The organism is Kibdelosporangium banguiense (genome assembly GCF_017876405.1).
GTDB classification, from domain to species: Bacteria; Actinomycetota; Actinomycetes; order Mycobacteriales; family Pseudonocardiaceae; genus Kibdelosporangium; species Kibdelosporangium banguiense.
Window position 1 is genome coordinate 5,248,527 of record NZ_JAGINW010000001.1, and the last position, 23,506, is coordinate 5,272,032.

General features: G+C 67.5%; 23 protein-coding genes. 14 read left to right on the top strand and 9 right to left on the bottom strand.

Annotation, left to right across the window (positions count from 1 at the left end; all coding sequences use genetic code 11):
• Nucleotides 1-2: 2 nt before the first annotated feature.
• The gene (locus tag JOF56_RS24905; protein WP_209641941.1) at nt 3-1,298 is read right to left on the bottom strand and encodes an amino acid deaminase; all 1,296 of its coding nucleotides are present in this window, start codon (nt 1,296-1,298) and stop codon (nt 3-5) included.
• A 118-nt stretch (nt 1,299-1,416) separates the two neighbouring features.
• On the opposite strand from JOF56_RS24905, the gene JOF56_RS24910 reads away from it, so the two are divergent.
• From JOF56_RS24910 to JOF56_RS24920, 3 genes are read left to right on the top strand one after another with little or no spacing between them, the layout of a single operon-like run.
• Nucleotides 1,417-2,379, top strand: coding sequence for a sugar kinase (locus JOF56_RS24910; protein WP_307855245.1), 963 nt, complete (start codon nt 1,417-1,419; stop codon nt 2,377-2,379).
• Complete coding sequence (locus JOF56_RS24915; protein WP_209641943.1) at nt 2,376-3,119, top strand: IclR family transcriptional regulator; 744 nt, start codon at nt 2,376-2,378, stop codon at nt 3,117-3,119. The genes JOF56_RS24910 and JOF56_RS24915 overlap by 4 nt, the downstream gene beginning before the upstream one ends.
• A gap of 11 nt (nt 3,120-3,130) precedes the next feature.
• The gene (locus tag JOF56_RS24920; protein ID WP_209641944.1) at nt 3,131-3,508 is read left to right on the top strand and encodes a RidA family protein; all 378 of its coding nucleotides are present in this window, start codon (nt 3,131-3,133) and stop codon (nt 3,506-3,508) included.
• Nucleotides 3,509-3,609: 101 nt separating this feature from the next.
• Here JOF56_RS24920 and JOF56_RS24925 read toward each other — a convergent pair whose 3' ends face one another.
• On the bottom strand, nt 3,610-4,626 hold the full coding sequence (locus JOF56_RS24925) for a helix-turn-helix transcriptional regulator (protein WP_209641945.1): 1,017 nt from the start codon (nt 4,624-4,626) through the stop codon (nt 3,610-3,612).
• Between the two features lie 86 nt (nt 4,627-4,712).
• On the opposite strand from JOF56_RS24925, the gene JOF56_RS24930 reads away from it, so the two are divergent.
• Together JOF56_RS24930 and JOF56_RS24935 are read left to right on the top strand one after the other, a co-directional pair.
• A complete protein-coding gene (locus JOF56_RS24930; protein WP_209641946.1) occupies nt 4,713-5,117 on the top strand; it encodes a cupin domain-containing protein in 405 nt (134 codons plus the stop codon).
• The gene (locus JOF56_RS24935) at nt 5,114-5,518 is read left to right on the top strand and encodes a DUF1304 domain-containing protein (protein WP_209641947.1); all 405 of its coding nucleotides are present in this window, start codon (nt 5,114-5,116) and stop codon (nt 5,516-5,518) included. Before JOF56_RS24930 ends, JOF56_RS24935 begins: the two co-directional genes overlap by 4 nt.
• A 1-nt stretch (nt 5,519) precedes the next feature.
• Here JOF56_RS24935 and JOF56_RS24940 read toward each other — a convergent pair whose 3' ends face one another.
• The gene (locus tag JOF56_RS24940) at nt 5,520-6,329 is read right to left on the bottom strand and encodes an IclR family transcriptional regulator (protein ID WP_209641948.1); all 810 of its coding nucleotides are present in this window, start codon (nt 6,327-6,329) and stop codon (nt 5,520-5,522) included.
• A gap of 114 nt (nt 6,330-6,443) precedes the next feature.
• On the opposite strand from JOF56_RS24940, the gene JOF56_RS24945 reads away from it, so the two are divergent.
• Both JOF56_RS24945 and JOF56_RS24950 read left to right on the top strand, forming a co-directional pair.
• Entirely contained in the window at nt 6,444-6,965 is a 522-nt protein-coding gene (locus JOF56_RS24945) for a TetR/AcrR family transcriptional regulator (protein ID WP_245378387.1), read from the top strand.
• Nucleotides 6,966-7,080: 115 nt separating this feature from the next.
• Nucleotides 7,081-8,037, top strand: coding sequence for a hypothetical protein (locus JOF56_RS24950; protein ID WP_209641950.1), 957 nt, complete (start codon nt 7,081-7,083; stop codon nt 8,035-8,037).
• A gap of 165 nt (nt 8,038-8,202) precedes the next feature.
• On the opposite strand, the gene JOF56_RS24955 is transcribed toward JOF56_RS24950, so the two are convergent.
• Nucleotides 8,203-8,556, bottom strand: a complete 354-nt coding sequence (locus tag JOF56_RS24955; RefSeq protein ID WP_209641951.1) for a DUF1844 domain-containing protein — start codon at nt 8,554-8,556, stop codon at nt 8,203-8,205.
• A 293-nt stretch (nt 8,557-8,849) separates the two neighbouring features.
• On the opposite strand from JOF56_RS24955, the gene infC reads away from it, so the two are divergent.
• The 4 genes from infC to JOF56_RS24975 all read left to right on the top strand — a co-directional run bounded on the left by infC (nt 8,850) and on the right by JOF56_RS24975 (nt 10,907).
• Entirely contained in the window at nt 8,850-9,410 is a 561-nt protein-coding gene (gene infC / locus JOF56_RS24960) for a translation initiation factor IF-3 (protein ID WP_209648462.1), read from the top strand.
• A gap of 76 nt (nt 9,411-9,486) precedes the next feature.
• Complete coding sequence (gene rpmI, locus JOF56_RS24965) at nt 9,487-9,681, top strand: 50S ribosomal protein L35 (RefSeq protein WP_209641952.1); 195 nt, start codon at nt 9,487-9,489, stop codon at nt 9,679-9,681.
• Between the two features lie 51 nt (nt 9,682-9,732).
• Entirely contained in the window at nt 9,733-10,104 is a 372-nt protein-coding gene (gene rplT, locus JOF56_RS24970; RefSeq protein WP_033389397.1) for a 50S ribosomal protein L20, read from the top strand.
• Nucleotides 10,101-10,907 (top strand): TrmH family RNA methyltransferase, encoded by an 807-nt coding sequence (locus JOF56_RS24975; RefSeq protein ID WP_209648463.1) that lies wholly within the window; start codon nt 10,101-10,103, stop codon nt 10,905-10,907. The genes rplT and JOF56_RS24975 overlap by 4 nt, the downstream gene beginning before the upstream one ends.
• A gap of 453 nt (nt 10,908-11,360) precedes the next feature.
• Here JOF56_RS24975 and JOF56_RS24980 read toward each other — a convergent pair whose 3' ends face one another.
• Both JOF56_RS24980 and JOF56_RS24985 read right to left on the bottom strand, forming a co-directional pair.
• Complete coding sequence (locus tag JOF56_RS24980) at nt 11,361-14,141, bottom strand: tetratricopeptide repeat protein (RefSeq protein ID WP_209641953.1); 2,781 nt, start codon at nt 14,139-14,141, stop codon at nt 11,361-11,363.
• Nucleotides 14,138-15,910: an HSP90 family protein gene (locus tag JOF56_RS24985; protein ID WP_209641954.1), complete on the bottom strand. Its 1,773-nt coding sequence runs from the start codon at nt 15,908-15,910 to the stop codon at nt 14,138-14,140. The genes JOF56_RS24980 and JOF56_RS24985 overlap by 4 nt, the downstream gene beginning before the upstream one ends.
• A gap of 223 nt (nt 15,911-16,133) precedes the next feature.
• On the opposite strand from JOF56_RS24985, the gene pheS reads away from it, so the two are divergent.
• From pheS to JOF56_RS25000, 3 genes are all read left to right on the top strand, one after another.
• Entirely contained in the window at nt 16,134-17,204 is a 1,071-nt protein-coding gene (pheS, locus tag JOF56_RS24990) for a phenylalanine--tRNA ligase subunit alpha (protein ID WP_209641955.1), read from the top strand.
• Nucleotides 17,201-19,699 carry a phenylalanine--tRNA ligase subunit beta gene (pheT, locus tag JOF56_RS24995; RefSeq protein WP_209641956.1) on the top strand — a complete coding sequence of 833 codons (2,499 nt, stop codon included), beginning with the start codon at nt 17,201-17,203 and terminating at the stop codon, nt 19,697-19,699. Before pheS ends, pheT begins: the two co-directional genes overlap by 4 nt.
• Before the next feature lie 72 nt (nt 19,700-19,771).
• Nucleotides 19,772-20,452, top strand: a complete 681-nt coding sequence (locus JOF56_RS25000; protein WP_372448133.1) for a DNA alkylation repair protein — start codon at nt 19,772-19,774, stop codon at nt 20,450-20,452.
• A 398-nt stretch (nt 20,453-20,850) separates the two neighbouring features.
• Here the strand turns inward: JOF56_RS25000 and JOF56_RS25005 are convergent, their stop codons facing one another.
• Genes JOF56_RS25005 through JOF56_RS25015 form a run of 3 tightly spaced genes read right to left on the bottom strand, consistent with a single transcriptional unit; the run spans nt 20,851 to nt 23,494 of the window.
• Nucleotides 20,851-21,393, bottom strand: a complete 543-nt coding sequence (locus tag JOF56_RS25005) for a hypothetical protein (RefSeq protein WP_209641957.1) — start codon at nt 21,391-21,393, stop codon at nt 20,851-20,853.
• The gene (locus tag JOF56_RS25010) at nt 21,387-22,712 is read right to left on the bottom strand and encodes a hypothetical protein (RefSeq protein WP_209641958.1); all 1,326 of its coding nucleotides are present in this window, start codon (nt 22,710-22,712) and stop codon (nt 21,387-21,389) included. Before JOF56_RS25010 ends, JOF56_RS25005 begins: the two co-directional genes overlap by 7 nt.
• Complete coding sequence (locus tag JOF56_RS25015; RefSeq protein WP_245378388.1) at nt 22,709-23,494, bottom strand: ABC transporter ATP-binding protein; 786 nt, start codon at nt 23,492-23,494, stop codon at nt 22,709-22,711. Before JOF56_RS25015 ends, JOF56_RS25010 begins: the two co-directional genes overlap by 4 nt.
• Nucleotides 23,495-23,506 lie beyond the last annotated feature (12 nt).

Sequence of the window (23,506 nt, forward strand, 5' to 3'; positions counted from 1 at the left end):
CCTCAGAAATAGGTCCGGATGAAGTCGACCACGGTCTCGCCGTCCGCGCCGACCGCGGGCAGCAGCTGCCACTTGTCGAACACCGTGCACGGATGCGACAGGCCCAGGCCGATCCAGTCGCCGACCTGGACGTCAGCGCCGTTCGGGCTGAGGAACGCGTGCTGGTCGTTCAGCGAGGTGATCTCGGCCCCGGCCAACGGTTTGGTCACGCCGTCGCGGCGGATCAGCTGTGGCTCAGGCAGTCCCTCGTCGAAGGACGCGTCGCGCTTGCCGATCGTCAGCAACGCCAGGTTGTTCTCGGGTTTCGACGTGACCTGTGCCCAAGCCCGCAGGGCGCTTCGGAAACTCGGTGTGCCTTCGATCCGGGAGTTCGCGCCGAGCGGGGAATTCTCCCGGTAAAAGCCGTCGTCATGGGTCACATAGGCGCCGCTGCGCAGCACCGGGAAGACGTTCAGCCCGTCGGGCCATGGCTGGGTCAGGGCGTCGGCGACGTGGTCGAAGTAGGCGCTGCCGCCGACAGTGACGATCACCCGATCGGGGTCTTCGAACTTGTCCGCGAGCGCGGCTGTCACCTCGCGGATGCTCGCCAGGAACGCGTCGATCGTGGCCAGGGCGTCCGGGGAGGCGTCATGAGCCAGCGAGCCTTCCCATCCGGACGTGCCGACCAGCTTCAGTACAGGGCTCGCGACGATCGCGTCGGCGACAGCGATGGCCGTTTCCGGTGTGCGAGCGCCTGTCCGTGCGCCGGGTGCACCGATCTCCACGAGTACGTTGACCTGGTGTTCTGTGCCCTGGAGGGCCTCGGTCATCAGCTCGACGGCCTTGACGGAATCGGCCCAGCAGAAGAACTCGAACCCGGGGTCCCTGGCCAGTTCACCAGCCAGCCAGCGCAGCGCGTTCGGGTCGACGAGCTGGTTGGCCAGCATGATCCGGCTGACGCCGAACGCGCGGTAGACCCGTAGCTGGCTCGCGTTCGCCGTGGTGATCGCCCAGCAACCGGCTTCGAGCTGGCGCTGGAACAGCTGCGGCGCCATCGTCGTCTTGCCGTGTGGTGACAGAGCGACACCTTGGGATTCGCACCAACGGCGCATGGTCGCGAGGTTGTGATCGATGGCATCGTTGTCGAGCACGACCAGCGGGCCGACAAAGCCGTCGGTGAACAGCTTCGGGCCGCTGAGCAGCGCTTCGGCCACGGTTTTGCCGAACAGCGCGTCCGGCAGGCCCTTGAAACGCCAGTCGATCACCTCCTCGGCCAGGCGTGCGACCGCGACCTGATCGATGCTCGCCGGTTCGACCATCTCGCCACCCTTCATTGCGTATGTTGCAACGCCTATTGCGCGATGTGATGCGGTGGTGTGTAGCATCCCCATCGCCGTCAGGTCAACGTCGCTGCCCGGGAAGGATGGAGATACGCCAGTGGAGACCGATGTGCTGTGCCTCGGCGAGACCATGGCGCTGTTCGTGCCGGGTGAGCCGGGACCGGTGGACCAGGTCCGCACGTGGATCCGGACCTTCGGCGGCGCCGAGTCCAATGTGGCCTGCAACCTGGCCATGCTGGGGCTGCGGGCCGGCTGGGTGAGCGCGGTGGGGCAGGACGCCTTCGGCAAAGCCCTGCTCGCCGCGGTCGGATCGGCGGGGGTGGACGTGTCCGGGGTGGTCGTGGACCCGGCCCGGCCGACTGGGCTCTACATCAAGGAAAGCAACGCGGGCGGCAGCCCGGTCCGGTATTACCGGCAGGGTTCCGCGGCGTCCGGAATGGGCCCGGAATTGCTGGACAAGCTCGACCTGAATGTCCGCGTCCTGCATTTGACCGGCATTACCGCCGCGCTTTCCGATTCGTGTCTTGACTTGACGCGGGCGCTGTTCGCGGTGCCCAGGCCGACCCACAAGCTGTCGTTCGACCTCAACTGGCGCCCCAAGTTGTGGGCGTCCCGCGACCCTGCCGTGCTCCGGGAACTGGCCAATGCGGCCGACATTGTCCTGGCCGGTGACGACGAAACGCAGGAAGTCTGGGGCACCAGTGATCCCGCGGAGATTCGCCGGATTCTGCCGGGACCGTCGAGCCTGGTCATCAAACACGGGGCCCGTGGTGCGACATTGCTGGAAAACGGTGAGCAGGTTTTCCAGCCCGCCTTACGTGTCGACGTCGTCGAGCCGGTCGGTGCCGGTGACGCCTTCGCAGCCGGGTTCCTGGCCGCGACACTGGCCGGGCAGACTCCGGTCAGACGGCTGCGATCAGGCCATCTGCAGGCTGCCGTGGCATTGCGGACGCATGATGATGTCGGCACGCCGTTGCCGCCTGAGCTGGTGAACACGCTGCTCGGCGCGGACGAAGGTGCGTGGGCAGCGGCCCACCTGACCGGACAGGGAGTCTCATGAGCCAAAGTTTGGACAGGGCTTTGACCTTGCTGGACGCCCTGGCTGAAGGCCCGAAAACGCTCGACCAGCTCGCCGAGACCATCAGCGTGCACAAGTCGACAGTCCTTCGGCTGCTCCGCACGCTGGAAACACATCGTTTCGTACAGCGCGAAGGCGTGCGGTACTACCGGCTAGGGACAGCGCTGTTCGACTTGGCGCATCGGTCCCTTGAGGACCGTGACGTCCGCCGTAGCGTTGAGCCCGCGCTACGCGAACTCAACGCCCAGACCGGGCACACCGTGCACCTGGCTTCGTTCGAGGACGGCGAAGTCGTGTACATCGACAAGTTCGAGAGCCGTCACCAGGTACGGATGTACTCCCGGATCGGCAAACGCGCAGCCTTGCACTGTACGGCCGTCGCCAAGGTTCTCGTCTCGTCCTTCCCGGACGCGCGGCGCCGTGAGATCGCGGCCTCCATCGACTACGTCAAGAAAACCGAGAACACGATCCTGACCCCCGAGGCGTATCTGACCGAGCTGGCGACCGTCGCCGCTCGCGGTTACGCCATCGACAACTCCGAGCACGAGGACTTCATCCACTGCGTGGCAGCCCCGATCCGCGGCCCCCGCGGCGAAGTCCTCGCCGCGATGTCGCTGTCGGTCCCGAAGGTACTGTTGGATCTTGACGGACTGCTCGCCCTCGTGCCGGACCTGTTGCGCGCGGCGGAAAAAGCATCCGCCGAGTGCGGTTACCACCGATAGGAAGGAACAAGATGGCCAGGACCTTCATCCAGCCGGAGGGCCACGCGAAACCGGCGGTGCCGCTGGCGCACGGCGTGCGCAAGGGCAACATCCTCCAGGTTGCCGGCCAGGTCGCGTTCAACTCGGCCGGTGAGGTCGTCGGCACCACCGTGGCCGAACAGACCCGCCAGGTCTTGGACAACGTCAAAGCCGTCCTCGAAGCAGGCGGCGCCACCCTGGGCGACGTGGTGATGTACCGCGTCTACCTGACCGACGTCGCCCACTTCGGCGAGCTCAACGAGGCCTACTCCGCCTACCTGGGCACCGACTTCCCAGCCCGCACAACGGTGTACGTCGGCCTTCCGCCCGGTCTGCTGGTGGAGATCGACGCTCTGGCCGTCGTGGACTGAGGCGCACGGGCGTGGTGAGCGGCGAAGCGAGCCTTCGCCGCTCACCACGCTTTGCTTGTCGTGCCGGCTTTCTGGGTTGGCCGGAGGTGTCCGAAACGAGGTCAAGGGTGGATCTTCGCGACGAGTTCGCCGCGGCTGCTCACGCCGACTTTGCCGAACACCGACTTGAGGTGGTCCTGGACGGTGTGCGCGGAGATGTCGAGGCGGGCAGCGATGTCCGAAGTGGAGCGTCCGGCGATCACCTCGTGGCATACATCGCGTTCGCGGGCGGTCAGACCGTAAGCCGCGAACAGCACGCCCAGCAGTTCGCCGCCGGCGGGCCGCTTGATCGTCACCACGGTTTCGTCCTGGTCGCCGTCTGAGATCAATCTGCTTGCCTGTATGAGGATCCAGCTGCCGTTCGCGCCCCGGACGCGGGCTTGGAACGTGCCTGAAGCACGTGCGCTGGCGACGACTGCGCGCACGATGACGGCGAAGCGCCCGGGAGCGATCCGGTCGAACTGGTCGCGCCAAGACTCGACCGCCGCGGTGCCGGCTCGGATCGAGCCTTCGGAGTCGACGACGACAATCGCGGGTTCGCCGGCACCTTGGCTGTCGCTGCACCGGGCGGCGACGCGGGTCGCGGCGGCCAGGGCGGACGCCACGGAATCCATGAACTCGACCTCGCGGTCGCTGAACTCGCCGCGGCGCACCAGACCGGCCGCGCCCCAGCACACCTCATCGGCCTGGAATATCACGCGAAGTTCGTGGCTCAACCCGAGTGGCCGCCACACCTCGTTGAGACGGCCGCTGCCTGCGATTTCGGCACGGGGGAGGTCGGACAGGCGGGCCGTGGCCGTCGCGCGCCGGGCGAGCGTGGCGAAGGTGTGCGGTTCGGTGCCGGAGTACTCGTAATTTGCGAGCAAAGGCTCATATTGCTGCGGGATCCGGTTCGTGCCGCTGGTCATCGAACTGATCATCGCGGTGTCCGGGTCCATCGACGCCCAGCAGGTCAGGTCGGCCGGCACGACCTTCTCCACGACGGTGATCGCAGCCGAATGCAGCTCGGCGACCTCAAGGCCCGCCGTCGCGAGCGCGGCGATCTCCCGCCGCGCGCTGAGCGCACGACCCTCCCACATGGCCGAAGTATGCGCCTGGAAACCAGCGGCCGACATCCCAGATTCAGGGGATGGAGATGTCTGTGCACTATTCCTACTGTCAGTCCATGACGCATTTCAGCACTCTGGGTGAAGGTCAGGAACTGGATTCACCGGACGCCAAGATCACCGTGAAGATCGATGCCGAACACACCGGCGGCGCTTACGAACTGTTCGAAGTCGACGCTCCGCGTGGTCCCACCATGCCTCAGCACGGCACGCCGTGGGCCAAGTCGTACTACGTGCTGCACGGCCGGATGGGTGTGCTGGTCGACGGCGAGATGTTCGACATGGGACCAGGGTCGTCGATCACGATCCCGCCCAACGCCATGCACACGTTCACTGTGCACACGCCTTCAGTGAAATTTCTAGCCGTCAGTCTCACCGACGCGATGGGCAAGTTCTTTCGCGATATCAATGGCAGCACGGCGCCCGAGAAAGTCGCCGCACAACACGGGATCACAGTGGCATGAACGTCATCGCGCAGATCTTCGCCGGTATCGCGGCTCTCATCCACGTCGTCGTCTGGGTCTGGGAGAGCTTCCTGTTCCGCAGCCCACGCATTCACAACGGCATCTTCAGCGTCGCCACCGAACATGTGCCGCCGGTCATGCTGTGGGCGTTCAACGTCGGCTTCTACAACCTGTTCCTGGGCTCCGGCACGATCATCGGGCTGGTCATGGTCAACAGCGGCAATGTGGATGCCGGTCGCGCGCTCGTGCTGTACACGTGCGGGTTCATGGCGCTGGCCGGCGTCGTGCTCGGGATCTCCGACCGGCTGGCTCTCGGGCGGCCCAAAGGATCGGGACTGGGCGGCGCCGTCTCACAGGCAACGCCGCCACTTCTGGCCATTGTCATCACGGTCTTGACGTGAGCTATTCGCGCTGGATCTCAGCAGGCACTCTCGCCGAACCGAACACGCGAGATATCTCGATGCCGTAGCGCATCACGATCGGCCCGACTTCTCGCACCCTGGCGGGCTTCATCCGGGATGCCAGCGAGGACACCGACAGCGCGCCGATGACCTCCTCGGTGTGGTCGAAGATCGGGGCCGCGACACAGCGGACCTCCTCCTCGTTCTCCCGGTCGTCGATCGCGTAGCCGCGCCTGCGAACCCGCGCGAGGTCCGCCCGCAGCGCCTCGGGATCAGTCAGCGTTCGGTCGGTCACGGCCTCCAGGCCACGGTCGATGGCCGCCTGGACGGCTTCGGCAGGCAGCCACGCGAGGATCGCTTTCCCCACCGCTGTCCGGTATGCGGGCACCCGGTTGCCGATCCGGGACGCCATCCGGACCTGGTGGGTGTCCTCGACCTTGTCGATGTAGACCACGTCGGGTGCCTCGTAGACCACCAGGTGGCAGGTCTCGCCGAGTGTGCGTTGCATACGCCGCAACGGTTGCGCGGCAACGGTCCGCAGATCCAGCGAGGCGAGATAGGCCTGGCCGAGCCGTAACGCGCCGTGGCCGAGCCGGAACCAGCCGGTCCGCCGGTCCCGGATGAGCAGATCGGTGTCGAGCAGGGGAGTCGTCAGGCGCAGCACGCTGCTCTTGCTGATCTGCAGGTCCTCGGCGATCCGCGACAGCGGGACACCGCGGGTTTCGTTGGCCCGGTCGGACACGTACTGAAGTACCGAAAGCGCGCGTCGCAGGGACGACGACTGGTTACGCGAACTGGGCTGACTGGACACAGTGTGAAGCATGACACGTGGTCTGGACCTTTTGTCGTGACTGCTCCAAATGAGGCGGGCACCGCGTGACCGACGATAATGAGTCGCGACTCATGTTGTCGACGAGGAGGGCCGATGCGGGCCGACGCCCAGCGCAACCGTGCCAAGATCCTGGCCGCGGCCGAGGACGTCTTCACCGAACACGGTGCCGGCGCGTCCACAGAGGAGGTCGCGCGTCGCGCGGGTGTCGCGATAGGAACCGTGTTCCGGCACTTCCCGACCAAGAACGACCTGCTCGCAGCGATGATGAAGGACCTGATCGCGCACATCGTGGCCGAACTGGAAACCCTTGCCGCCCAAGGAGATTCGGCAACCGCGCTGTTTACGTTCTTCGAGAGCCTGGTGGAACGCGCAGCCGTCGAGAAGACCGTGGTCGAACTGCTCGGCGTGGACATCCAGGTGGATCGTCAGCTACAAGGCCTGCGCGACGCGGTCGGCGCGCTTCTTATAGGCGCGCAGGAAGCCGGTGCCGTCCGGGCGGGAGTGAGACTCGACGAGATCATGGCTCTGCTGACCGCCACGTGCCACGCGGGCTGGGACGCGGACCTGCGCAGGCGCACTCTCGGCATCGTTTTCGCAGGCCTGAGGCCAGATTGAAAAATTCTCCGGATCCCGCTGAACCGCCCCTGGGCAACGCTCGTGTTGTGGGTGAGCAACTACCGGCCCCGCAGAGATGCACCGGGGCATCAAGCGGGAGAAAGGAAGCGTAGTCATGGCATCAGCTCGGGTGAGGCACATTCTGGCCACCGCGGCCGCAGTCGGCGCCGTGCTGGCGACCGCTGCATGCGGGGCGAGCCCCACTGCGACGCCGGCGGCCAACCAGAGGCAGCTGCAGCAGCAGCCGCCCGCCGTCGCGGCTCCGACCGGGACGGTTGCCGTTGACGACGCGCCCGCCGCCGCTGCCGGCGAGGGTGACGGCGACAAAGCCTCGGCACTGAAGACCGTCGAAGCGGGCGCTCTGGGTTCGGTCGTGGTCAACGGAGCGGGTAAGACGTTGTACCGCTTCGACAAGGACACCCCCAAACCCCCAGTGTCCAACTGCAAGGACGCTTGCGCCCAAACCTGGCCGCCTGCAACGATTTCCGACGCGGCGACCTTCGAAGGCGTCGACAAGGCCCTGATCGGCACGATCGACCGGCCGGACGGCATCAAGCAGCTGACCATCGGCGGCTGGCCGCAGTACGAATACGCCAAGGACGCCAAGGCCGGCGACATCACCGGTGAGGCAGTCGGCGGAACCTGGTGGGCATCGGCCCCCAACGGCGCCCGCGCCAAGGACATCGGCAAGGCCGCGGCCCCCGGCACCACAGTCGTGAAGGCAATGGACGTCAAGCCGTTCGGCAAGGTCCTGGCCGACTCCAAGGGCTTCACCCTGTACCGCTTCGAAAAGGACGGCGTCAACCCGAAGACCTCCGCCTGCAACGGCGAGTGCGCCAAGACGTGGCCCCCGGTCAAGGCCGAGGACAACATCGTGGCTCAGGGCATCGACAAGTCCCTGATCGGCTCGGTCACCCGCGAGGACGGCACCAAGCAGCTCACCGTCGGCGGCTGGCTCGTCTACAACTACATCAAGGACACCGCCCCCTGCCAGGCCAACGGCGAGGGCGTCGGCGGAACCTGGTTCGTGGCCGCCCCCGACGGCAAGAAGGCCAACGCGAACAAGAAGTAACCGCCCACAGGTCATGTGATCCGGCGCTGGCCTCCCCTCCTGCGCCTCACCGGCGCCGGGTCACAGTTGGGTCCAACCCCCAACACAGAGAACGCGACCCCGCGAGCCTCCTGGCTCACGGGGTCGCGTTCTTTTGTCCGTGACAGCAACACCCTTGGTTCGGGGTCAGTAGACGGGACCGGTGTACTTCTCGCCGGGGCCTTCGCCTGGGGCGTCCGGGACGGCGGACCCCTCACGGAACGCGCGTTGCAGGGACTGCAGGCCCTCTCGGATGGGGCCGGCGTGCGGGCCCAGGTATTCCACGGAGGCGGTTACCAGGCCGGCCAGTGCGGTGATGAGGCGACGGGCTTCGTCCAGGTCGCGGTTGGGGCTTTCGTCCGGGTCCGGGTCGGCCAGGCCCAGGCGTTCGGCGGCGGCGGACATCAGCATCACGGCCGCCCGGCTGATCACCTCGACGCTGGGAATGGCGGCCAGGTCGCGGACGTTGTCACTGGCAGGGTCTGCAACGGGGTCGTTCACGGTCTGGTACCCTTCCACGTGCGACCAGCCCCTGTACCCACGGGGGCGGCAAGTGGAGCCCCGCTCCCACCCGCGTCACCGCCAGAGGTGTCCGGGTCCGGTCTTATCGTTGCAGCGCAGGCTGCGGCGGCACGGCATGCGTGCATGTCGTTGGATCGGTGTAGGCAGCGGGCCCCGTACGTCCATGTGACGGCCGGGGCCTGACGCGTTTACTGGGGACGACACACACCGCAGGCCGCCGCGTCGCCCAAGACGTGCAAGAGAAGACCTAGTACTCGGAAAAAGGAGGCACCATCAGCTCCGAGTCACGTATCAACGACCGCATCCGGGTGCCGGAGGTCCGACTCGTCGGTCCTAACGGCGAGCAGGTGGGGATTGTCCGTATCGAGGACGCGCTCCGCCTCGCCCAGGAGGCGGAACTCGACCTCGTCGAGGTCGCCCCGACGGCTCGCCCGCCTGTCTGCAAGCTCATGGACTACGGCAAGTACAAGTACGAGAGCGCGCAGAAGGCCCGCGAGTCCCGGCGCAACCAGGTCCTGACGGTGATCAAGGAGCAGAAGCTCCGCCCGAAGATCGACCCCCACGACTACGAGACCAAGAAGCGGGCTGTCGTGCGCTTCCTCGAGCAGGGGAACAAGGTCAAGGTCACCATCATGTTCCGCGGCCGTGAGCAGTCCCGCCCGGAACTCGGATACCGGTTGTTGCAGCGGTTGGCCGACGACGTGGCCGAGTTGGGGGTCATCGAGTCCTCGCCGAAGCAGGACGGCCGAAACATGATCATGGTCTTGGCGCCGCACAAGAACGCCAAGCCGAAGGTGAAGGCGACGACGCCGGCGCCCGACCCCGCTGAGTAAGCGACCGGGGTCACCCGAAAGAAGAGCTGCTGCCGCCCGCGCGAAACGCGGGCGGTGGCACGAGATGAGGACGACCATGCCTAAGAACAAGACGCACAAGGGCACTGCCAAGCGCTTCCGCGTGACCGGCAGTGGCAAGTTGAAGCGCGAGCAAGCTGGCCGCCGTCACATTCTGGAGAAGAAGTCCAGCAAGCTGACCCGTCGCCTTGAAGGCACGGAGGACGTCGCCGCCAACGACGCCAAGCGCGTCAAGCGCCTTCTCGGCATCTGAGCCCCTTGCCCACCGGCGCCTAGCGCCCTTCGAGATTGACAGGATGGACCCGTGGCACGCGTCAAGCGGGCGGTCAACGCCCAAAAGAAGCGCCGCACGACCCTTGAGCTGGCCAGCGGCTACCGCGGCCAGCGCTCGCGGCTGTACCGCAAGGCCAAGGAGCAGGTGCTCCACTCGCTGAACTACGCCTACCGCGACCGCCGCGCCCGCAAGGGTGACTTCCGGCAGCTGTGGATCACGCGCATCAACGCCGCGGCGCGTCAGAACGGCATGACCTACAACCGCTTCATCCAGGGCCTGAAGGTCGCGGGTGTCGAGGTTGACCGCAAGATCCTCGCCGAGCTCGCGGTGAGCGACCCGGCCGCGTTCACCGCGCTGGTCGAGGTCTCCCGTGCGAACGTGCCGGCGCAGGAGAAGGCCTGAGCGAGCACACCCGGCAGCCCGGGGCGGACCAGCTCTTCACCGAGCGGACGCCCCGGGTTGTTGCTGCCCGGCATCTGACGAAGCGAGTGGGCCGTGAACGCTCCGGCCGGTTTCTCGCCGAAGGTGCCCAAGCTGTCCGTGAGGCTTTGCGCTACGGACAGGTGCATGAGGTTTTCGTGACGGCCACCGCGGCCGCTCGTAACGCTGAAATCGTCGCCGAAGCGACCCAGCGGGACATCCCTGTGTCCACCGTGACCGATCGAGCCGCCGACGGGCTCTCGGAAACCGTGACGCCGCAAGGGATTGTCGCTGTCTGTGAGCAGCTCGATGTAGCGTTGGAAGATGCGCTGAAGCAACCGCGGCTTGTTGCTGTGCTTGTGGGCGTGTCCGATCCCGGTAACGCCGGTACCGTGACCCGCGTTGCCGATTCCGCGGGGGCCTCTGCCGTGATTTTCGCCGGTGACACGGTCGATCCGCACAACGGCAAGTGTGTGCGCGCTTCCACCGGCAGTGTCTTTCACCTGCCGTTGGCTCGTTCCCGCGACACCATGGCGGTGTTCGACGCCTGCCGTGCGGCCGGCCTCCGGCTGGTCGCCGCGGACGGGCACGCCGAAACGGACCTGACCACAGCTGATCTGAGCCGCCCGACGGCCTGGGTCTTCGGCAGCGAGGCCCACGGTCTGGCCCCGGAGTTCCTGGCCGCTGTGGACGAGGTCGTCAAAGTGCCGATCTACGGCAAGGCCGAGAGCCTCAACCTCGCGACCGCCGCCGCGGTCTGTTTGTACGCGAACCGTCTTCGCTGATAGCAGCCCTGCAACGCTGCACACCCCTGCGACCAAGAAGGGGTATGCAACGCGTAGACCCCGACGCTGCTGATGACCGGTTGCGGACCAATTCGCACACGTTGACAACCTTTCCGAGTCAACAGGCGTCAGTAACGACTGTAGTCCGGGGGCAAGGAGGGGGATGTTGATACAGACATGTCCACTGGCGGGCAAGTTCCAAGGCTTCAAGGACGCGGCGGTTTCATCGCTGGGGACCGGGATTTCCACAGCCGTCCGATGTGGACGAACGCGGGACGGCCGGTGGTTGTTGTGAACCGTCGCGCACGCAAAGTAGTGGTGCCGTTGGTGAAGGTCGTCGCTTACATTCTCGCGGTCATGCTGGCTGTGTGGGGCGGGTTCCTGCTCTTCGCCGCGGTCGGCTGGCCTGGGTGGTCGGCGTGAAGTACCGGTTGGCGGCGGCCTTTGGCCGGATCAGGCGCGCAGACGGGCGGTCAGGGCACGGGCGGTCTGGTCCTGGGAGACCGGTTTGGACTGGGCTTGCAGGGCGCGGCTCAGCACGTCCAGGACGCGGGCGGTGATGCTGGCTGGGGTGTCGTCGCTGAGCAGGGGGACCGCGTCGCGGGCCAATTGTTCCGCTGTGGCGGGAGCCTGCATGGCTATGTGGACGCGGGCGGCCCGGACCATCAGGAATACCTGCCAGTCCGGCTCGCCGAGGGTTTCGACTATTTTCGCGGCCCGGATGTTGTCGGCGAGGGCTTCCTCGTAGCGTTGCTGGCGGGCGAGCGTGTAGCCGCGTAGTTCCAGGACTTCGGCGGTGAGCTGGTCGGCCAGGTCGCTGTCGGGGATCTGGGCTGTGGCCCGGGTGAGCGCTTCCATGGCTGTCGACGGGTTGTGATCGGCTATCACGGCCGCCGTTTTTATCCAGGCACGGCAGGCTTCGACGGGCAGGTCCGCCTCTTGCCAGAGTTCGGCCGAACGCCGGTGGCAGCGTTCGGCCTCGAGGGGTTCGTTGAGCTGGTGGCTGGTCGCGCCCAGACCTGCCCAGACCATTGCCTGTGACACTGAGGGGGCCTCGGACACCAGGTCGGCCATTGCTTGGAAGTGTCTTCGGGCTTCGGTGTGCTCGCCTAGTTCCGCACACACCGAACCGAGGCGGAATCTGGTGCGCAGCGTGGCCTCGTCGTCGCCGTCGGGCAACAGCCGGAGCGCTTCCTCAAGGGCCTCAGCGGCTTCGACCAGACGGCCGTGCGCGAGGTAGCCGGAGGAAAGCACGTAGCAGGCGTGCGCCGTTTCCGCCGGCGTGCCCTCGGTTCGGCAGACCGCCACGGTGTCCACGAGTTCGCGTAGATGGTCGCCGGTGCGGTCGATGTTCTCCAGGAGGGACGCCCGGTGCAGCAACACGTCCGGCAGCCATGGGCCCGGGTATTTCCGGACGAACTCGACGAGTTCGGCCGACGCGGCCAAGGACAGTTCGACGTCGCCGCGGACCTCGGCGATCGCGGCCCTGGCTCGCAGGCCGTGGAACTTGTCGCCGGGCCGGAGACCGGGTATGGCCAGGACTTCGGCCATCAGACGATCGGCCGTGTCCAGATTTCCTTGCCGTGCCTCATGATCGGCCGACTCCAACAGGACTGACGGCACGCGGTCGGAATCGGTCTCCTCGGCCAGGCGCAGCGATTCGGCCAGCAGCCGGCTGCCTCGGTCGTGCTCGTGGCGATGGTCGAGCAGCTCACAGAGGATCAGCCGGACCAGGATCCGGCCGGACGAGGACGAGTGCGCCTCGGCTGACACCAAGGCCTGTTCGACAGTCCGGATCCCGGCTTCGAGGTCGCCTGCCTCCGTTCGCAACATGCCCAGGCGGGCATGGAACCGCGCCGCCTGGTCCAGGTCACCGACCTCGACCAGGCGTTGGACTGCCAGCGCCAGCTCGTCGAGTACGTTGGGCGGGTTGAACACCACGACTCGCCGGGCCGCCAGTCGTGCGGCCAGTTTCGCGGGCAGCAACGGATCCAGATCCGCGGGCAGCGATTTGAGCAGCCGGTACCCGGTCAGGAAATCGTTCTCTTCGTAGGCAAGGTGCGCCTGGTACGCCAGCTCGACCGGGTCGGCGGTGACCGGCTCGGCCGGGACGCTCGCGACGGGATTCGGCACCGCCAGCGGTACCCGTACAGTGTCCGGTGCGTCCAAAATAGACTGGATGCGTTCGGTCTGGCGGCTGGTGCCGTTACGTGCGTCGAACTTCTCGGCCCATGTCAGTGCCGTGGACTCCAGACGCTCGCGAAGCCGTTCAGCGGTCACGGTTTCCGCGCCGCCATTGGGCAGCGGCACGACCAGTTCTGTGTTGCCCGCGTCCAACCGGCTGAGCAGCAGGGCCGCGCTCGCGGCGAAGTTCATGGTGCCGATCGGGCTGGTCGCGTGATGCACCTGGTCCAGATGCCGCCGCAGCAGTTCCATGCCGCGCGGGATGTTCCCGGTGACCGCGCAGAACTCCAGATGCAGCCCGACATACCCCTGGCTTGCCTGTTCACGGGATCGCCGGTACGCGGTCAGATGCGCGTTCTTGGCCCGTTCGACCTCGCCCAACGCCGTCAGCGCAGGCAACAAGGCGGTCAGTACGCCCTGCGGCTGAGTGCTGCACGTGAACTTGCCTGCCAACGCCGGTTCGGCGTGCCGCAACGCTTCCTCGTAACGCCCACGCAGCACGAGATGCTCGACCTGCTCCTCGACCACGCAGCCCGCGCAGTCGCTCATGTCGTCCCGCTCGGTGGCGATGAATCGCGCGAAATGCTCGTCCGCCAAAGCGAAATCGCCGATGTGCGTCGCTGTCAGCGCGCGCTGGCCCCACACCGGTTGCAGCGAGAAACCTAGCCGCTTGTATCGCGCCTCCAGCTCGTCGAGCACGGATTCGATCTGGGCGAGGGTGAATCGCGGATCCCGGCGCAGCCCGACCGGCACCCACTTGTGCGCCCAGTTCAGACTGCGCATGTTGCCTTTGCTGAACACCGACGGGTCACGCTGCTCGGCTGTCCGGCACCAGGCGATCGGGGCCAGGATCAGGTCGTAGCGGTTGAGGTAGTAGCACGACTCGATCAACGCCAGCCGGCAGATCGCCGGCAGATGCCTGTCACCCGAGGCGTCCGCGGCGCGTGCGGCCCGCTCCAGGGCTTCGTGCTTGGCCATTCCGGTCGGCATGTCGGCGGCTTCGGAGAACAGCTGAAAGGCGCGCTGAACCTTGTCCGAAGGCTCGGTCATCGCCGCACCGCCCGGTCCAGCAGGTCGAGGAACGACCGGTTGAGCGCAGCGGTGTCCTTGGGCCGCATCGGGCGCCTGGACTGCAGCAGTGCGTGCACGTAAAGGGACTCCACGGTCAGCTCGGCCAACGCCGGGTCGGTCAGCTCGGAAAGCCGCCGCACAAGCGGGTTGCGGGTGTTGAGCACCAACTGCTGGCTCGCGGTGGACGCCGGCCCGGACAGCTGGCCCAGCAGCTGTGCCCACAACGGGTCGCTCTGTTCACTGATCTGCTCGGTGTCGCGGACGCGTTCGCGGTCGGCGTCGGTGATCAGCAACGCGGGCAGGGAGACCGGGTCGAACTCGCGCGGGACGGCCTCGCAGTCGTGCCGGTCGAGGACCGCGCCAGCGAGTTTGAGGCTTGCCTTCAGGTCCGCTTCGATCACCGGATCGGCGTTGTCCATGGTCGCCAGCAGTTCGCCGGGCACCACGCGCCGGGCCGCGGCGGCGCCGTCGACCTCGGTCAGGCGCTTCATCAGTTCGGCGTCGTAGGCGTATCCGGCGTTCAGCAGGCCGAGGCCTTGGGCCTGTGCGACCGGCGCGAGCTGACGGAACTCGTCCACGTCCGGGGTGTACAGCACGCTGGCGTACTTACGGCGGAACTGGCGCAGCGTCACGTGCCCGTCCGTGGTCTCGAACGGCAGCCAGTGTTCCACCAGGCGCAGCAGTTCGTCGTCCACGAGTGCCACGGACTTCATGCCCAGCTGGTGTTCGCCCAGCAGCCGCGTCGCGCGTTCCGGCTCGGTCGCGCCCAGCCGGACCAGCCAGTCCTTCAGCACGCTGCCGAGCTCGTCGCGTACCGCCAGCAATGTCTCGTCCTGGTACAGCGCCTCACGACTCGCCGTGGGCCGCAGCGCGGACGTGTTCACCGCACAGCGCACGAAATACGCCCAGTCGGGGAGCAGGCCTTCGACGGAGTCACCGACCAGCATCTGCTTGAGGTAGATCCGGTGTGCCTGCCGCGAACCGGGATGCGCCGCGTCGGGCATCACGAACGCGGCACCGGTCAGTCCGACCGTGGGTACGTTCAGCGGCAGCACCTCGAACGGCCGGAACCCGAAAGTCCTTTCGCAGTAAGTGCTCATCCGGTCGTGGAAGTCGCCGTCCGGTTCGGCCGGCCGGCGCAGCCAGGGCAGCTCCGGCTGGGTCAGCCGCAGCTGGGCCACCAGCACCTCGACCGGCAGCAACTCGCCGAATTCCTTGGCCAGCGCGGTGACCATGTCCTGCTGCAGCCAGTGTTCGGCGTCGCGGCGTGGCACGAGCGTCACCGTGGTGCCGATCTCCGCGCGGGCCGAATCGTCGGCGACGACCTCGTAGGTGCCGTTGCCCTCGGCGGTCCACCGCACCGCCGGGCCGCCCTTGGCCGAGCGGCTGACCAGCCGGATCTCGTCGGCGACGAGGAAACAGGACAGCAGCCCGACGCCGAACTGGCCGAGGAAGTCCTGCCGCGCGAAGCCCAGTTCGTCCCGCTTGGAGGTCCGGCCCAGCGTGGACAGCAGCGTGTGCACCTCGTCCTCGGTCAGGCCGATGCCGCTGTCGGAGATCCGCAGCGTGCCGTCGCCGGTCTGCTCGGCCGGTTCGATCACGATCCGGGCCGGGCCCTCGCCGCGCGCGGTGATCGCGTCGGTCGCGTTCTGTAGCAGCTCCCGGACGTACACCCGGGGGCTGGAGTACAGGTGCTGGCTGAGCAGCTCGATGATGCCGCGTAGATCGACACCGAACGATCGGGACATAAGTGCGTGCTGACCTCGAAGTTATGGGAACTTCCGCAAGGACGTCACTCTATCGGGCGAGTAGCCGTGCCGTTACCGGACGGTCCGGATGGGCCCAGAAGCGACCTAATGAGTTGCACTGAGTGCCGGTCGCCTACGATCGTTGGGCTACCGACGTTGCCATACGGCCATGACGGCCGGGCGAACACACGCTCTCGCGGACCCGAGGAGATGTCCAGCACCGATGTCCGGAGCCAACGACCCCTACGACCCGAAAGAGGTCGCGGCGCTCGCGCCGGAGACGCTACAGCAGGCGGTCGACAAGGCTAAGGCCGAGTTTTCCGCCGCTGACAGCCTTGACGCGCTGGCCGGCGTCAAGCCGGCGCACCTGGGCGACAAGTCACCGTTGCTGGTCGCCCGCCGGGAGATCGGCGCGCTGCCGCCCAAGGCCCGTTCCGAGGCCGGTAAGCGCGTGAACGAGGCGCAGGCTGCTGTGAAGGCCGCTTTCGACGAGCGCCGCGCCCAGCTTGAGATCGAGCGCGACGAACGAGTGCTGCGTGACGAGGCCGTCGACGTGACGCTGCCGTGGGACCGCGTTCCCGTGGGCGCGCGGCACCCGGTCAGCACGCTCTCCGAGCTGATCGCCGACGTGTTCGTCGGCATGGGCTACGAGGTCGCCGAAGGCCCCGAGGTCGAGGCCGAGTGGTTCAACTTCGACGCGCTGAACTTCGTGCCCGACCACCCGGCCCGCACGATGTCGGACACGTTCTACATCGCGCCGGCCGACTCGGGCCTGGTGCTGCGCACGCACACCTCGCCGGTGCAGGTCCGCTCGCTGCTGGACCGGGAGCTGCCGGTCTACGTGGTGTGCCCGGGCCGCACGTACCGCACCGACGAGATCGACGCCACCCACCTGCCGGTGTTCAACCAGGTCGAAGGCCTGGCCGTGGACAAGGGCATCACGATGGCGCACCTGAAGGGCACCCTGGACCACTTCGCCCGCGCGATGTTCGGGCCGGAGTCCAGGACCCGTTTCCGGCCGAACTTCTTCCCGTTCACCGAGCCGTCGGCCGAGGTGGACGTGTGGTTCCCGGAGAAGAAGGGCGGCGCGGGCTGGGTCGAGTGGGGCGGCTGCGGCATGGTCGACCCCAACGTGCTGCGGGCCTGCGGCGTGGACACCGACGTGTACTCCGGCTTCGCGTTCGGCATGGGCATCGACCGGACGCTGCAGTTCCGCAACGGCATTCCGGACATGCGCGACATGGTTGAAGGGGATGTCCGCTTCACCACGGCATTCGGAACGGAGGCGGAGTGAAGATCCCGCTGTCCTGGCTCAAGTCCTACGTCGACGTCCCGGACTCGCTCACGCCCGGCCAGATCTCCGAAGCGCTGGTCAGCCTGGGTTTCGAGGTCGAGGAGATGCGCGCGCTCGACGACGTGACCGGTCCGCTGGTGATCGGCCGTGTCGTGCAGGTCGAAGAGCTCACCGACTTCAAGAAGCCGATCCGCTGGGTCCAGGTCGACGTCGGCGACGGTGACGACGAGGACGAAGCCAACCCCGAGACGCGCGGCGTCATCTGCGGCGCCACCAACTTCAACGAGGGCGACCTCGTTGTCGTCGCGCTGCCCGGTGCTGTGCTGCCCGGTGGGTTCGCGATCTCCGCGCGCAAGACGTACGGCCGCACGTCCAACGGCATGATCTGCTCGGCGCGTGAACTCGGCCTCGGTGAAGACCACACCGGGATCCTGGTGCTGCCCAGCGGCGAGGCCAGCCCGGGTGACGACGCCGCGCCGCTGCTCGGCCTGGACGACACCGTCATCGACCTGGAGATCACGCCGGACCGCGGGTACGCGATGTCGGTGCGTGGTCTGGCTCGTGAGCTGGCGTGCTCGTTCGAGACCACGCTCGTCGACCCGGCCGCGATCGCGGTGCCGGGCGCCGAGGGCGAAGCACACAACGTGCACATCGAGGACCAGCTGGGCTGCTCGCGGTTCGTCGTACGGCGGGTCACGGGTCTCGACCCGACATCGCCGACGCCGTGGTTCATCCGCAGGCGGCTGATGCTGTCGGGGATCCGCAGCATCTCGCTGGCCGTCGACGTGACGAACTACGTGATGCTCGAGACCGGCCAGCCGATGCACGCGTTCGACACCTCGTCGATCAAGGGCAACCTGGTCGTCCGGCGCGCGCTGCCGGGCGAGAAGCTGTCCACTTTGGACGACGTGGACCGTGCCCTGGACCCGGACGACATCGTGATCTCCGACGACACGGGCCCGATCTCGCTGGCCGGCGTGATGGGCGGCGCGTCCACCGAAGTCCGCTCGGACAGCACCGACATCCTGCTTGAGGCGGCGGTCTGGGACCCGGCTTCGATCGCCCGCGCGGTGCGCCGGCACAAGCTGCCGAGTGAGGCCTCCAAGCGGTTCGAGCGTTCCGTGGACCCGGCTTTGGCGCCCACGGCTGCCGAGCTGGCCGCGAAGCTGCTGCGTGAGCACGGTGAGGCGCGCATCCAGCCGGGCCGGACCGACGTCGGCCGTCCCGAGCTGCCCGGCCCGGTGACCATGGCGATCGACCTGCCCGACCGCGTCGCGGGGATCAACTACCCGCGTGGCGTGACCGCGCGGCGGCTGAGCCAGATCGGCTGCAACGTCGAGGTGACCACGACCGAGGCCGGTCGTGCCGCGGTGATCGCGACCCCGCCGACGTGGCGTCCGGACCTGACCCGTCCGGCCGACCTGGTCGAGGAAGTGCTGCGGCTGGAGGGGTATCACACGATCCCGTCCGTGCTGCCCACCGCACCGGCCGGTCGCGGCCTGACCGCGACGCAGCGCCGCCGCCGGGCCGTGTCCCGCACGCTCGCCGACGTCGGCTACGTCGAGGTCAACCCGATGACGTTCGTGTCCCCCGAGATCTGGGACCAGTTCGGGCTTGAGGCCGACGACGTGCGGCGGCAGACCGTGAAGGTCATCAACCCGCTCGAGGCCGAGCGCAACGAGATGGCCACGACATTGCTGCCTGGTTTGCTGGAGGCGTTGGCACGCAACGTTTCCCGGGGCATCCGGGACGTTTCGCTGTTCCACGTCGGCCAGGTCGTACTGCCGAAGGCGCAGCAGGTCCCGGTGCCTTCGGTCGCCGTCGACCAGCGCCCGACCGATGCCGAGATCGCGACCCTGAAAGCCGCTCTGCCGCAGCAGCCCGTGCACGTGGCCGTTGTGCTGACCGGCAACCGGCAGCGTCCAGGCTGGTGGGGCAAGGGCGAGCCGGCAACGTGGGCGGACGCCGTCCAGGCCGCGCACGACGTCGCCGCCGCTGCGGGCGTCGAGCTGACCGTTCGGGCCGGCTCGTTGATGCCGTGGCACCCAGGCCGCTGCGCCGAACTGCGCGTCGGTGACTGGCCGGTCGGGCATGCGGGCGAACTGCACCCGAAGGTCATCGAGGCGTTGGGCCTGCCCAAGCGCACCTGCGCGATGGAGCTCGACCTCGACGCCCTGCCGATCCAGAAGCACCGCCCGGCACCGTTGGTCTCGCCGTACCCGCCGGTCCTGCTGGACCTCGCCCTGGTGATCGACTCGTCGGTCCCGGTCGCCGAGGTCGCCGAGGCGCTGCGCTCCGGCGGCGGCGACCTGCTGGAAGACCTGCAGCTGTTCGACGTCTACACCGGAGAGCAGGTCGGCGAAGGCAAGCGCTCGCTTGCGTACTCGCTGCGTTTCCGCGCCGCGGACCGGACACTGACTTCGGAAGAGGCTTCGGCCGCAAAACAAGCCGCGCTCGCGGTGGTTTCCGAGCGTTTCGGCGCCACACTGCGTTGATGGTCAGAAGAGTCGCTCTCGTGCCGCTGTCGCGCGAGAGCGACTCTTCTGCTTAGTGGGTAGTTTCTGCGCATGAACAAGCGACTGGTGTCCGCCGTCCGCGCCGGGCTGGCGGAGCTCGCGGACCCGGCCAAGGCGCCAGGCATGCAGCAGTATATGAAGTCCGAAATGCCATACCGCGGCGTGGCCAAGCCCGAACGTGCCGTCCTGGCAAAGCAGTTGTTCGCCGATCACCACCTGGCGGACGCGGACGACCTGGCCGAGACAACCCTGGAGCTGTGGCGCGGGGCGAAGTACCGCGAGGAACGCTACGTCGCCATCGACCTCACCGGCCACCGCCGCTACGCCCGCTGGCAGAACGCCACGCTCTTGCCGCTCTACGAGGAAATGATCGTCTCTGGCGCGTGGTGGGACTACGTCGACGAGATCGCGATCCGCCGCGTCGGCCCGATCCTGCGCGGCGAGCCAGACCTGGTCACACCCATCATGCGCGCCTGGTCAGTCGACCAGGATCTCTGGCGGCGCCGCACGTCGGTCATCTGCCAGGTCGGCGCCAAACTCGACACCGACACAGACCTGCTGGCCGAGACCATCGAAGTGAACATCGCCGACAAGGATTTCTTTCTCCGCAAGGGAATCGGCTGGGCCTTGCGTCAGCATTCCAAAGTAGACCCAGGCTGGGTACGCGCTTTCGTCGACGCTCACCCGTCCCTGTCCCCGCTGTCCCGGCGGGAAGCGACCAAGTACGTTTAGGCTGTGTATCGACGTCGACGGGATGAACCCGTGCGAATGGTCCGTTCGCACGGGTTCACCCCGCTTGGGCGGAACTGTTGGCAGGGTCGCGATCGTTCCGTAGTTGAAGTCGTGCACGGGGAGGAGGCAGAGGCCCGGACGAATCTCGATGGCGAAGACCCGCTCTCGATGTAGACGAACCGCCACGTCTGCCAGGACTTGGCCCCGGTCCGTTCGAACTGGACGCCACAAGCCCCACCCGCGAGGCCCTAACCGCGGAGCCCGCCCCAACCGAGAGGCGCCAATGGCGAGGGCCAACCCCCAAACTGCGAGGGCCCACCCGCGAGACCTACGCTCGGTACATGCCCTAGCCGCGAGGGCCAGCCCCAACTGCGAGGGGCCTAACCGCGAGGGGCACCCTAACCGCGAGGCCCGCGGGAGAGGTAAACGCCTGCCCCGACGACCCCGAGGACGGACGCCACGGCGGTGGCTGTCCCGGATTGCGTCGGCTGGATCATCCACATGAGCGCCTCCTCGTCAGCGATCGGGAACACGGCGGCGATGGCGCACCAGACGAAGGGCGCGACCCAGGCCAGCTGGCTACCCAGGACGGTGGCGCTGAGCGCGCCCAGCCCGGTCAGCCCGGCTGTGTCGCGCAGGATGATCCCGAAGGTGCCGAGGCCGGCGGCGACCGTCAGGCCTGTCACCACCGCGATGACGATCACCAGGTGGCAGAGCCGCCACGTCTGCCAGGAGATGGCCCCGGTCCGTTCGAGCTGGACGTCGGCCCCGCCCAGACCGACCACGCCGGCGCTGACGCCCAGCCCGATGAGTATCGACAACAGTCGCAGATCGGCTGTGTCGAGTGCTGCTGCGCCAAGGGTTCCGGCCACGGTCGCGGCCAGAGCCGCTGGGACGAAACGGGATCGGGTGTACAGCGTGACCAGGCGCAGGCTCAGCATCGGTACGCCTGGGCGCGCAGTCCGGCGACCCGGGCGGCCTGCTGATCGGCGGGCAACGACCGCAGAGACTGCCACAACGACTCGGCTCGTGCGGCGACGTCGGGCGGCATCGGCCGGGACTTGCGGACGCCGGCCAGTTCACCGTCGAACCACGACGCGATGACGGCGCGTCGAGCCATGTCTGCTGCGTAGTCCGATTCGGGGCAGTTCTGTTCCGGGCCGGCGAGCATGGTTCGTCTGCTGTCGGCGGTGAACTCGAAGTCGTCGAGCTGCGCGTAGATCACGTCGGGCGACAGGTCGCCGGGTGGCCCGGAGATGTTGCGGGAACGCATGGACTCCACCACCGAGGTGGGCTGTGGCGCGGGAAGCCTGGCCAGCGCGGCGAGTACCTCCCGCGCCGGGGTGGCCAGCTCGTCCAGTTGGTCCTCGTGCAGCCGCGACACGCAGACCCGGGGAGCTCCCGGAGCGCAGACCAGAGCGACCGCTTCGGTATCGCGGATCACAACCTGGTCCGGCCGGGAAGGCAGGAGCGGAAGCACGATCGCCGCGCCCACGATCACCGGGAGCGGGGCAAGCAACCGCGCCTGCCGCCCGGAAAACCCGGAAAGCGCGAACAGGGCGAACCCGGTCAGCCCCAACGCCACGAACCACACCATCTGCAGCACGCTCACCATCGTGGCGATGGTGTCGAACGCGTTGCGGGCGTTCTCCAGGGCCGGCCCCAGCAACGCCACCTGTTGCGACACGGATCCGGCAATGTTCGAGCCGGTGCCTGGCGAGCCGATGCTCGTGACGACCATCGCGACCAGTCCGGCCACCCCGAGCACCGGCGCGGTCAGCACAAACGGCAGCACGCGGCCGATTCCCATACCGACCAACGCGCCCGCGATCAGCGAGAGGAACCCCACCAGCAGGATCGGCACCCAGCCGAAGTCGTTGAAGGACGTGTTGCCGATCACCTGGACCGCCCCGACCAGGAACAGCACCAGGTAGGCCCCGACCAGGCCGATGCACATGGCCAGCACCGGTGGCAGGACGCGGAGTACCGCCGGGCGTGGAACCGTCGCCAGTAGTTCGTCCATCTTGGACCGGTGGTCTCGGCGTCCCTGCCACGCGCCTGCGGCCAACGCCACCGGCCACAGCAACATCAGGTGATAACGCAGCCACCGGGCCAGGTTCGTCCATTCCTCGGTCCAGTCCTCGGCGCCCTTGGCCCAAGGTCCGGGGAACCCGTAGAGCAGTACGAGCGCGAGGACGAGCGTGAGCCCTCCGGTCCACAACGCCGCCGAGCGGCGCAGTTCGATCAGCAGAGTCCTCATCCGGCACGCCCCAGCAGTGCCGAGTATCCGCGCTCGGCCGGGCTGTCGCCGATGTCGGACTCCGTGCCCGCGGCGATCAAGGAGCCGGCAGTGCCCTGATAAACCAGCCGGCCTTCGTTGACCAGCACGACATCGGTGCACGCGGCAGCGACATCCTCCACCAGATGCGTCGACACGACGACACACGTGTCGGCGGCCAACGACCGGATCAATTCACGGAACTGGATGCGCTGCGCGGGATCGAGCCCGACGGTGGGCTCGTCCAGCAGCAGGATCCGCGGGTCGTTGACGATCGCCTGGGCGATCCCGGCGCGCCGCAACATCCCGCCGGACAACGTCTTCAGCTTGTCGTCGGCCCGGCCGGCCAGGTCTGCCCGTTCGAGCGCGCGCTGAACCGCGCCCGGGATCTCGGGCCTCGGCATTTCCTTGAGCCACGCCATGTACTCGACGAACTCCCGCACGGTGAACCGCGGGTAGTACCCGAACTGCTGTGGCAGATAACCGATCGACCGCCGCAGCGAGCGCAACGACCGGCCGCCCGGCTCAGTCCCGAGAAGTCTCAGGTCGCCTCCGCTCGGCCTGATCACTGTGGCCAGCGACCGGATGAACGTCGTCTTCCCGGCGCCGTTCGGCCCGAGTATCCCGTGCACGCCCAAGCCGAGCGACAGGCTCAGGCCGTTCACGGCCATCCGCTTGCCGGCCCGGACCCGCAGGTCCTCGGTGTGGATCTCCCACGCATACGTCGTCGGCGCAGTCTCCGCCGCTCTAACCACGCGTCCCAATTCTGTTTCCCC

Bases quoted from the DNA above. Each gene is read 5' to 3' on its own strand.
- JOF56_RS24905 (WP_209641941.1), bottom strand. From the start codon at position 1,298: ATGGTCGAACCGGCGAGCATCGATCAGGTCGCGGTCGCACGCCTGGCC.
- JOF56_RS24915 (WP_209641943.1), top strand. From the start codon at position 2,376: ATGAGCCAAAGTTTGGACAGGGCTTTGACCTTGCTGGACGCCCTGGCT.
- JOF56_RS24920 (WP_209641944.1), top strand. From the start codon at position 3,131: ATGGCCAGGACCTTCATCCAGCCGGAGGGCCACGCGAAACCGGCGGTG.
- JOF56_RS24925 (WP_209641945.1), bottom strand. From the start codon at position 4,626: ATGTGGGAGGGTCGTGCGCTCAGCGCGCGGCGGGAGATCGCCGCGCTC.
- JOF56_RS24930 (WP_209641946.1), top strand. From the start codon at position 4,713: ATGACGCATTTCAGCACTCTGGGTGAAGGTCAGGAACTGGATTCACCG.
- JOF56_RS24935 (WP_209641947.1), top strand. From the start codon at position 5,114: ATGAACGTCATCGCGCAGATCTTCGCCGGTATCGCGGCTCTCATCCAC.
- JOF56_RS24945 (WP_245378387.1), top strand. From the start codon at position 6,444: ATGCGGGCCGACGCCCAGCGCAACCGTGCCAAGATCCTGGCCGCGGCC.
- JOF56_RS24950 (WP_209641950.1), top strand. From the start codon at position 7,081: ATGGCATCAGCTCGGGTGAGGCACATTCTGGCCACCGCGGCCGCAGTC.
- rpmI (WP_209641952.1), top strand. From the start codon at position 9,487: ATGCCTAAGAACAAGACGCACAAGGGCACTGCCAAGCGCTTCCGCGTG.
- JOF56_RS24980 (WP_209641953.1), bottom strand. From the start codon at position 14,141: ATGACCGAGCCTTCGGACAAGGTTCAGCGCGCCTTTCAGCTGTTCTCC.
- JOF56_RS24985 (WP_209641954.1), bottom strand. From the start codon at position 15,910: ATGTCCCGATCGTTCGGTGTCGATCTACGCGGCATCATCGAGCTGCTC.
- pheS (WP_209641955.1), top strand. From the start codon at position 16,134: ATGTCCGGAGCCAACGACCCCTACGACCCGAAAGAGGTCGCGGCGCTC.
- JOF56_RS25000 (WP_372448133.1), top strand. From the start codon at position 19,772: ATGAACAAGCGACTGGTGTCCGCCGTCCGCGCCGGGCTGGCGGAGCTC.
- JOF56_RS25005 (WP_209641957.1), bottom strand. From the start codon at position 21,393: ATGCTGAGCCTGCGCCTGGTCACGCTGTACACCCGATCCCGTTTCGTC.
- JOF56_RS25010 (WP_209641958.1), bottom strand. From the start codon at position 22,712: ATGAGGACTCTGCTGATCGAACTGCGCCGCTCGGCGGCGTTGTGGACC.